Source organism: Flavobacterium sp. (assembly GCF_035456225.1).
Taxonomy (GTDB): domain Bacteria; phylum Bacteroidota; class Bacteroidia; order Flavobacteriales; family Flavobacteriaceae; genus Flavobacterium.
Genome location: NZ_DATIDM010000094.1, coordinates 1 through 8,673, shown reverse-complemented (window position 1 = coordinate 8,673; position 8,673 = coordinate 1). Strand labels below are relative to the sequence as shown.

Genomic DNA, 8,673 nt, shown 5'->3' with positions numbered 1-8,673 from the left:
AGAAACATCATAAATTCGGTTCAACTGTTGAAATTGCGATGGATATTTCGACAATAAAGAGTCATAATACTTATTCAACACTTCTTGTGATGGTGATGTAAATTCAAGTTTCAGTTCAAAGCGACGCACCAAAGCATCATCAATCATCTGGATTTGATTGGTCGCTGCTATCAGGATGGATTTCTTGGGAAAATTATCAATCAGTTGCAAGATGGCGTTTACGACACGTTTCATTTCACTACTGTCTTTATTATCGTAATCCCGAATCTGTCCCAACGAATCAAATTCGTCGAAAAACAATACCGCACTTTCATAATTGACCTCCTTAAATAAGCCTTCAACGTTTTTAGCAGTTTCCCCCAACTTAGAAGAAACAATACTGGCCAAATTGACAATAATCAACTTCTTATCCAGTTGTTTCGCAATGGCTTTAGCAGTCATGGTTTTCCCGCAGCCGGTTTTACCATACAACAGCATTTTATTCACTACCGGCAAATCATACTTTTCAAGTACTTCCCGAAACTGATATTCGCTTAAAAACTGGGTAATCTGCTCGGAAACGGCTTCGTTAAAAACCACGTCTTCCAATTTTACATTACTTCTGTCTGTGAAATACAAATTACTCAAGGGAACGGAATTTAATTACGAAAATCTTACTCTTTTTGGTTTGAAAGAAAGAAATTACGGGATTTCTTCGGATACTGATCGTAACTTTTATCACTCGGATTTTCAATCACCGATTTGATATTAATCTCATCCCCCACTTTAAAATTAGCTTCGGTGTACTGGTAATCCAATAGATATTCGCCGCAGAAATAATTCCCGTTGGCGTCTTTTTCAATGATTCCGGTGTATACCCCTTTTTTCTTATCTTTTGTCATGATTTTTATTTTAGAACTACAAAGGTACGAAGACAAAACCTAATCCCCGTAAAATAAAAAACAGTCATCTCATAAATGACTGTTTACCAAAGAAGTTCCCTGATTTTTAGTAAAAATAAAAAAATAGTTGTTTCTGCCAACTGATTTCTGAAAAGCAACCAATTTCCAGTTCATAGCCAAAACTAAAAACACTTTATCTCTTAATTAATTTTTGAGAAACAAAACCTTTGTCTGTTTTCAAACCTATAATATAGCTTCCCGCCGGAAAATGTGAAACGTCAATTCTTCCGTTATTCAATATCATCTCAGATCGTTTACCCTGAATATCGTAAACATATACATTTAAAATCTTATTATCCGTCACAACAGTCACATAATCAGAGGCCGGATTTGGATACAATTGCAATTCACTTTGTATTGGGATAGGCTGCTGCGTTCCTAAAGTTGAAGAAGAAACAGCTTTGACTACTACATTATCATAACGAAAGTTGGAAGGCCCATCTAATATTTGCATGTATTGCAGACCGTAATTAGGATCAGAATTCAAATGAACATAATTTTGAAATGTCTTTAAAAATCCAGGCCCTCTAAATATGGCCTCCCCAGTAACGGTATTCAAAGAAAAAGCCAAACGCGACCAAGTGTTTGGCGGCAAAACAACACTAGTAGTTCCATCACCCAATGCCCGTTCTTCCTCACCATAATCCCAAGAATAATAATACCCAAAAACAACTTTTGAATTGTTGCGCATCATAATTCCAATTAATTCACCATAAGTAGAACTCCAAATCCCGAACCCTCCTGCATTTGCGGAAATATCGGATACACCTCCGGTAAAATAATCGAATTCTACCTGTATAACATTATTTCCAGAATTTCTTGATGGCCATAAATTTAAGTTTTTGGTGAGGACACTGTAATTAAGAGAATTTATCCATAAATGCCTCCCGGTTTCATCTTGAACTATCTGATAAGAATCAGTTGATCCATGCACATAATCAAAATTGGTTTGCCCGACTATTGAACCGGGTGTATACGATTCAAAATTATCCTCATACAAAACCTGAGAACGAACGATGTAGGTTGTTGACAAAATCAGGGCTAAAACAAGTAGTGCTTTCATGATTTTGCTTTTTTAATTAATTGTATATCACAAAGTTACGCAAATTTTAAAAGCCCCTAAAGAAGGAAATTACCACAAAAAAGAAAGATACTCCAAAAACCAGCTGTAAAATAAAAACAGCCATCAAATGACGGCTGTTCCCTATTACTCTTCCTGTTTTCCTATTTCGTCAAAAGAATAAAACAATTTCCTTTGTTCCTCAAACAAATCTTTTTTCACCACGTAAGTACCAGAAATGGAATCATGCCATCCCCTTCCTGAATTGGACAAAAAAGACAAAGCATTAAAAGGAATGATTCTGGAAAATGACCTTTTAAGAATTGTTGAAGCATCGGGCTTGGAACCATCTTCCATGACAACTATTGTTTTGGTGATGTATTTCCCTAATGTTCGTGATAAAAAAGTCTCACATAAAGCATAGTAAATCAATGAGATAACAGTTCCTACCAAATACTCCTCAATCCTCCCCATTGATTCAAAAAAATCTAACAGTGTATAATTACCAAAAACATTCGCAATCACCGCAATGAAAACCCCAAAAAGCAATCCAACACCATATTGCAATCCCAAATCGATCAAATAATTGAGAAAACGCTGCCCTTGTGAAGCAAGCATATCCGAAGTAATCCTAAATGTATTCGTAGCCATATTTTCAGTATTTATCAATATAAAAAACAGCCGTTAAAGCAACGACTGTTTTCCTATTTACAATTTATTTGTTTAGTTTTCAGACCTATTGCTTATGATCCACACATTTCGCAATCTTCTGGACCAGCACTTTTAGAACGCTCTAACATTGCTTTGAATTCGTCTTCGGTCATTGGAGCATTTTCGTTGGCAACTTCTGCAGGAACCGGTACTGTTTCCGTTTTCTTATCGTTGCTCAACGTAAACTTGATAGCATCTACAGCCGATTTTGTTCTCAAATAATACATTCCCGTTTTCAAACCGGACTGCCATGCGTAGAAATGCATTGACGTCAGTTTCGCAAACGTAGCGCCTTCCATGAACAAGTTCAATGACTGTGACTGATCGATGAAATAACCACGTTGACGTGACATGTCAATGATATCTTTCATACTCATTTCCCACACCGTTCTGTATAATTCTTTGATATCCTGCGGAATTCCGTTGATGTCCTGGATCGAACCGTTGGCACGCATGATTTCCTGTTTCAGTGATTCATTCCACAATCCAAGGCCCACCAAGTCCTGCAACAGGTGTTTGTTTACTACGATAAACTCTCCGGACAATACACGACGTGTGTAAATATTGGAAGTATACGGTTCAAAAGCTTCATTGTTTCCAAGTATTTGCGATGTGGAAGCCGTTGGCATTGGCGCCATCAACAAAGAGTTACGAACTCCGTGCTCCATTACTTCCTTACGAAGTGAAGCCCAGTCCCAACGACCGCTTAAATCACTGTCGTTTAATCCCCAAAGATTGTATTGGAATTCCCCTTGAGAAATTGGTGATCCTTTAAATGTTGAATAAGCACCTTCTTCTTTAGCCATTTCCATCGAAGCTGTACACGCCGCGAAATAAATAGTTTCGAAGATTTCCTGATTTAATTGTTTAGCTTCATCCGAAGTAAACGGCATTCTCAATAAAATAAATGCATCAGCCAAACCTTGCACGCCTAATCCGACCGGACGGTGACGCATATTGGAATTTTCAGCTTCTTTTACCGGATAATAGTTTCTGTCGATTACTTTATTTAAGTTACGGGTAACTCTTTTAGTAACCTCATGCAACAACTGGTGGTTAAACTGACCGTTTTCAATGAACATCGGTAACGAAATCGATGCTAAATTACACACAGCGATTTCATCCGCAGAAGTATATTCTAAAATCTCCGTACACAAATTTGACGAACGGATAGTTCCTAAATTTTTCTGGTTTGATTTACGGTTCGCCGCATCTTTATACAACATATAAGGCGTTCCGGTCTCGATTTGCGATTCAAGGATTTTCTCCCAAAGCTCACGGGCTTTAATGGTTTTTCTTCCTTTTCCTGCCTGCTCGTATTTGATATACATCGCATCAAACTCATCGCCGTACACATCATACAATCCCGGGCATTCGTTCGGACACATTAATGTCCAATGCGCATCATCCTGTACGCGTTTCATGAACAAATCGTTCATCCACATCGCATAGAACAAGTCGCGGGCACGCATTTCTTCTTTTCCGTGGTTTTTCTTCAAATCCAAAAAGTCGAAAATATCCGCATGCCAAGGCTCTACGTAAATCGCGAAACTACCTTTACGTTTTCCTCCACCTTGGTCTACATAGCGAGCCGTGTCGTTGAATACACGCAACATTGGTACAATTCCGTTTGAAGTTCCGTTTGTTCCGCGGATGTAGGAACCTGTAGCTCTTACATTATGAATAGACAACCCGATTCCTCCCGCTGATTGCGAGATTTTAGCTGTTTGTTTTAAGGTATCGTAAATTCCGTCGATACTGTCATCCTGCATCGTTAAAAGGAAACAAGACGACATTTGCGGTTTTGGTGTCCCGGCATTGAAAAGCGTTGGCGTGGCATGCGTGAAGAATTTCTTCGACATCAGCTCATACGTTTCAATCGCTGCAGGAATATCATCCAGGTGAATCCCAACAGAAACACGCATTAGCATATGTTGCGGACGCTCCACAATTTGCCCGTTGATACGTAACAAATAAGAACGCTCCAACGTTTTGAATCCGAAATAATCATAGTTGAAATCACGATTGTAGATGATTGTAGAATCAAGGATTTCAGCATTCGCCATAATCGCTTCATACACCTCATCAGACAGCAATGGCGACTCTTGCCCTGTTCTCGGATTCACATAATGATACATGTCTGACATCGTTTCAGAGAACGATTTCTTGGTGTTTTTATGCAAATTGGAAACAGCAATACGAGCAGCCAATTGTGCATAATCCGGATGCGTTACCGTCATGGAAGCTGCAGTTTCAGCAGCTAAATTATCCAATTCGGAAGTAGTCACACCATCGTACAAACCTTCAATAACACGCATAGCCACCTTTACCGGATCAACTAAATCGTTTAATCCATAACATAAGATTCTAACTCGGTCTGTAATTTTATCGAACATTACCGGTTCTCTTCTGCCGTCTCTTTTTACTACATTCATAGGGTTACTGTTTTGAAGGTTAACTATTTATAATGGCGCTGGGCCGTGAATTTTCTGTGTTTACAATTTCATTAAAAATCAGCGTCGAAAGTGATTTTCTGTGAATCGGTGTCTTTGTTCAAAACACCGGCTTTTTGGTATTCTGATACTCGTTTTTCGAAGAAATTGGTTTTCCCTTGCAATGAGATCATATCCATAAAGTCGAACGGATTTGCGGAGTTATATACTTTTGAACAACCTAATTCCACCAATAAACGATCGGCTACAAACTCTAAATATTGTGTCATCAACGTTGAATTCATTCCAATCAAACTCACCGGAAGCGATTCGGTGATAAACTCTCTTTCAATATTCAAGGCATCGGTAATAATATCTGTGATTCGGGCTTTAGACACCTTATTTACCAAGTGGTGATTATGTAAGTGCACCGCAAAATCACAGTGAACTCCCTCGTCACGGGAAATCAACTCATTGGAGAACGTTAAGCCCGGCATCAATCCGCGTTTTTTCAACCAGAAAATCGAACAGAACGCTCCGGAAAAGAAGATTCCTTCCACCGCAGCAAAAGCAATCAGTCTTTCGGCAAATGAATCCGACTCAATCCATTTCAATGCCCATTCTGCTTTTTTCTTAATCGCCGGAAACACTTCAATGGCGTGGAACAGCTGGTCTTTCTCTTCTTCGTTTTTCACATAAGTATCAATCAGCAACGAATAGGTTTCGCTGTGGATGTTTTCCATCATGATTTGAAAACCGTAGAAAAACTTTGCTTCCGGGTATTGCACTTCGTTAACGAAATTTTCCGCTAAATTCTCGTTTACAATTCCGTCCGAAGCGGCAAAAAATGCCAGAATATGTTTGATGAAATATTTCTCGTCGTCGTTCAGTTTTGTATTCCAGTCGGTCAAATCCGTATGCAAATCGATTTCTTCCGCAGTCCAGAAACTGGCTTGCGATTTCTTATACCATTCCCAGATATCATGGTGCTTGATAGGGAAAATTACAAATCGATCTTTGTTTTCTTGCAATATAGGTTCGACTACTGACATAGTATGTTGAATTTTATAGGATTAAAAATTGATTAATTAATTCGATTGGGGTTTACAAAGATTGTCATTTGAATTGTAAAAAGAAAGTCAAACTTATTCACAATTAAGCCGAGTTTTTAACAATGAAAGATTTTTCCACACGTGAAAAATACTATTGCAAAATACTCATTTTCAAATACTTACAAAATGTGAATTTTCTGAACTTTTGCCTGAAACCGCTGTAAAATCGTTGGTTCAAAGCTTATTAACAATTCGAAAAAAGAAGGCTATTTTTTAAGTTCCTCGGCAACTTTTTCCAATTCCGAATACCATTCAGAACCAAATTTCCGAACCAAAGCCTCTTTAACAAATTTGTATACAGGAACCTCCAATTCTTTTCCAAGCGAACAGGCATCATCACAAATATGCCATTTATGGTAATTCACTGCCGAAAACTCAGAAAATTCCTTTACACGGATAGGATATAAATGACAGGAAACCGGTTTTTTCCAGTCGACCAAGCCTTGATTATAAGCCTGTTCGATACCGCAAAGCGCGGTCTTTCCGTCGAAAATCACATAAGCACAATCGGCACCATCGATAAGTGTCGTTTCAAACTCGCCGTCTTCCCCAACTACTGAAGTTCCCTGCGTTTCGATGGCAGCGATGCCTTCCGGACGCAAAAATGGTTTTACTTTAGGGTAAATTTCGGCTAAAATTTTAGTTTCCTCTTCCGTTAAAGGCGCACCGGCATCTCCATCAACGCAACAAGCGCCCTTGCAAGCAGACAAGTTGCAAACAAATTCCTTTTCCAAAATCTCCTCCGACACGATGGTTTTCCCTAACTGAAACATAATTAAAACTTCTATTTGCCGCAAAGTTACAAAGTTTAAAACCATATTTTCCTAAATATCAAAAATTAACGATTTATTAGTTATATTTAGATTCTTAAAGGATACTTTTGCGCCATCAAAAAAACCACAACCTTTATGGGATTTGACTGGAAAGAAATTTTAACGATCGGAATGGTGCTTTTTGCCGTAATCGACATCGTGGGAACCATTCCTATTATCGTTGACTTACGCACCAAGGTAGGACATATCCAATCCGAAAAAGCATCACTTGTTTCAGGAATCATCATGATCACTTTCCTTTTTGTGGGGGAAGAAATCCTGAAATTAATGGGCGTCGATGTAAAATCCTTCGCTGTGGCCGGATCCTTCATTTTGTTTTTCCTGGCACTTGAAATGATTCTGGGCATTACCTTATATAAAGATGAAGAACCCAGCACGGCTTCCATAGTGCCACTGGCTTTTCCACTGATTGCCGGTGCCGGAACCATGACAACACTGCTTTCACTGCGCGCACAATACCAAACAATAAACATTGTCATAGCGATACTTATCAATATCATCATTGTTTATATCGTTTTGAAATCGTCTTCCAAAATCGAAAAAGTATTGGGAAAAAACGGCCTCGGTGTTATACGAAAAGTGTTTGGCGTAATACTTTTAGCCATTGCTGTTAAATTATTCGCTGCTAATGTTAAAGGGCTATTTGTTTAACTTGATTTTTACTAATTTCACGCTTTATTTGAGACTTACTCGAAAATGATGCGATTTCCTTGCTAAAACACTGCTTTAAGCAAACAGCAACGGATGAGTATAATAAAAAATAATTTGAGATGAAAATTTTTACCTATATTATGATTGCCCTAGCTTTGGGGTTAGTTATTTTCAACATCACATTACTTGATTTCAGCAACCTTTTCGAAGGCAACAGTTTGATTGCACTTATCGGAATTGCCGCTTCATTGTGTGCCGTTTGCATTTTGTTGATTTTCCGTATGTCAAAACTGATTGACGAGAAAACCCGGGGAAATTAATTTATGTTTGATGTTCTTATCATTGGCGGAGGCGTTTCGGGAGTTTCCTGCGCCTTGATTTTGGGTTCAGCCCATAAAAAAGCTTTTGCCTCCGATAAACCAATCGGGATCATTGCCCACCAGAAGGCTTCCTCTCTACAGGATGCCATTTTCCACAATGCATACGGTATTCCAAACGGAAAATTAGGTTCGGAATTATTAACCGAAAGCACACAGCACCTGGCAGAAATCTATCCGCACGTTCAGCAGATCGAAGACGAAAAAGTAATGGAAGTACGTGGTGAAAAGGGAAATTTTACTGTTATCACCAACAAGAATTCATACACTTCAAAAAATATTGTGGTGGCCATTGGCTCCTCTAATTTATTTGCGATTGAAGGATTGATGCACTACATCGAACCGCACAAAAAGTCATTGGCAGAAAAAAACCGAATCCAACTCAGAAACACCGACCACAAAGTAGCTGAAGGGATTTATGTTTGCGGAACTTTAGCCGGACACCGAAGTCAGCTATCCATCGCGGCCGGGAGCGGAGCTGCAGTAGCCACAGACATACTGGTTTTATGGAATGACGGAATAGAAACGCATTCACACGACAGTATCAGAAAGTAGT

The 8,673-nt window shown here is 38.8% G+C and carries 10 protein-coding genes; 3 read left to right on the top strand and 7 right to left on the bottom strand.

The window, feature by feature from the left end:
- The 7 genes from VLB74_RS05495 to VLB74_RS05465 all read right to left on the bottom strand — a co-directional run.
- On the bottom strand, nucleotides 1–627 hold a 627-nt coding region (locus VLB74_RS05495; RefSeq protein ID WP_325202454.1), incomplete at its 3' end, for an AAA family ATPase.
- A gap of 26 nt (nucleotides 628–653) precedes the next feature.
- Nucleotides 654–881, bottom strand: a complete 228-nt coding sequence (locus VLB74_RS05490; RefSeq protein ID WP_023575635.1) for a hypothetical protein — start codon at nucleotides 879–881, stop codon at nucleotides 654–656.
- 193 nt (nucleotides 882–1,074) lie between these two features.
- Entirely contained in the window at nucleotides 1,075–2,004 is a 930-nt protein-coding gene (locus VLB74_RS05485; RefSeq protein ID WP_325202453.1) for a T9SS type A sorting domain-containing protein, read from the bottom strand.
- A 144-nt stretch (nucleotides 2,005–2,148) separates the two neighbouring features.
- Nucleotides 2,149–2,652, bottom strand: a complete 504-nt coding sequence (locus tag VLB74_RS05480) for an RDD family protein (RefSeq protein WP_325202452.1) — start codon at nucleotides 2,650–2,652, stop codon at nucleotides 2,149–2,151.
- A 92-nt stretch (nucleotides 2,653–2,744) separates the two neighbouring features.
- A complete protein-coding gene (locus tag VLB74_RS05475; RefSeq protein ID WP_325202451.1) occupies nucleotides 2,745–5,147 on the bottom strand; it encodes a ribonucleoside-diphosphate reductase subunit alpha in 2,403 nt (800 codons plus the stop codon).
- Between the two features lie 71 nt (nucleotides 5,148–5,218).
- Entirely contained in the window at nucleotides 5,219–6,196 is a 978-nt protein-coding gene (locus VLB74_RS05470) for a ribonucleotide-diphosphate reductase subunit beta (RefSeq protein WP_325202450.1), read from the bottom strand.
- 266 nt (nucleotides 6,197–6,462) lie between these two features.
- On the bottom strand, nucleotides 6,463–7,029 hold the full coding sequence (locus VLB74_RS05465; RefSeq protein ID WP_325202455.1) for a DUF3109 family protein: 567 nt from the start codon (nucleotides 7,027–7,029) through the stop codon (nucleotides 6,463–6,465).
- A 135-nt stretch (nucleotides 7,030–7,164) separates the two neighbouring features.
- Between VLB74_RS05465 and VLB74_RS05460 the strand changes: the two genes are divergently transcribed.
- The 3 genes from VLB74_RS05460 to VLB74_RS05450 all read left to right on the top strand — a co-directional run bounded on the left by VLB74_RS05460 (nucleotide 7,165) and on the right by VLB74_RS05450 (nucleotide 8,672).
- The gene (locus tag VLB74_RS05460; protein WP_325202449.1) at nucleotides 7,165–7,740 is read left to right on the top strand and encodes a MarC family protein; all 576 of its coding nucleotides are present in this window, start codon (nucleotides 7,165–7,167) and stop codon (nucleotides 7,738–7,740) included.
- Nucleotides 7,741–7,859: 119 nt separating this feature from the next.
- A complete protein-coding gene (locus VLB74_RS05455) occupies nucleotides 7,860–8,060 on the top strand; it encodes a hypothetical protein (protein WP_325202448.1) in 201 nt (66 codons plus the stop codon).
- Between the two features lie 3 nt (nucleotides 8,061–8,063).
- The gene (locus VLB74_RS05450; protein ID WP_325202447.1) at nucleotides 8,064–8,672 is read left to right on the top strand and encodes an FAD-dependent oxidoreductase; all 609 of its coding nucleotides are present in this window, start codon (nucleotides 8,064–8,066) and stop codon (nucleotides 8,670–8,672) included.
- The last annotated feature ends 1 nt before the right edge of the window (nucleotide 8,673 follow it).

Bases quoted from the DNA above. Each gene is read 5' to 3' on its own strand.
- VLB74_RS05490 (WP_023575635.1), bottom strand. From the start codon at position 881: ATGACAAAAGATAAGAAAAAAGGGGTATACACCGGAATCATTGAAAAA.
- VLB74_RS05480 (WP_325202452.1), bottom strand. From the start codon at position 2,652: ATGGCTACGAATACATTTAGGATTACTTCGGATATGCTTGCTTCACAA.
- VLB74_RS05475 (WP_325202451.1), bottom strand. From the start codon at position 5,147: ATGAATGTAGTAAAAAGAGACGGCAGAAGAGAACCGGTAATGTTCGAT.
- VLB74_RS05460 (WP_325202449.1), top strand. From the start codon at position 7,165: ATGGGATTTGACTGGAAAGAAATTTTAACGATCGGAATGGTGCTTTTT.
- VLB74_RS05455 (WP_325202448.1), top strand. From the start codon at position 7,860: ATGAAAATTTTTACCTATATTATGATTGCCCTAGCTTTGGGGTTAGTT.
- VLB74_RS05485 (WP_325202453.1), bottom strand. From the start codon at position 2,004: ATGAAAGCACTACTTGTTTTAGCCCTGATTTTGTCAACAACCTACATC.
- VLB74_RS05470 (WP_325202450.1), bottom strand. From the start codon at position 6,196: ATGTCAGTAGTCGAACCTATATTGCAAGAAAACAAAGATCGATTTGTA.
- VLB74_RS05450 (WP_325202447.1), top strand. From the start codon at position 8,064: ATGTTTGATGTTCTTATCATTGGCGGAGGCGTTTCGGGAGTTTCCTGC.
- VLB74_RS05465 (WP_325202455.1), bottom strand. From the start codon at position 7,029: ATGTTTCAGTTAGGGAAAACCATCGTGTCGGAGGAGATTTTGGAAAAG.